Consider the following 286-nt stretch of genomic DNA (forward strand, 5'->3'; position numbering starts at 1 on the left):
CGGCGCGCCGTGTGGTCGCTCAAGGATGCGCGTGAAGTGCTGGCACGGCTGATCGGCGCCGTCGGCGACTGGACGGCGCTCGACAGTTTCCTGGTCGAGTATCTGGCGGCGCCGGAAGAGAAGCGCACGGCGATGGCAAGCTCCTTCGCCGCGACGCTCGAAATGGTGCGCGAGGGCAAGCTGGAGGTGCGGCAGGATCAGGTGTTCGCGCCGATCTATCTGCGTAGCCGCGCGCAAGGTGCAAAGGCAGTCGAGGTGGTATCATGAGCGAACGCGCCAACGCTTC

The 286-nt window shown here is 66.1% G+C and carries 1 pseudogene; it reads left to right on the plus strand.

The annotated features are described in order from the left end of the window. Nucleotides 1–267: pseudogene (locus EN852_RS39950) on the plus strand (segregation/condensation protein A); the annotation flags it as partial. Nucleotides 268–286: the final 19 nt, after the last annotated feature.

This window comes from Mesorhizobium sp. M2E.F.Ca.ET.209.01.1.1 (assembly GCF_004010375.2).
Classification (GTDB): Bacteria; Pseudomonadota; Alphaproteobacteria; order Rhizobiales; family Rhizobiaceae; genus Mesorhizobium.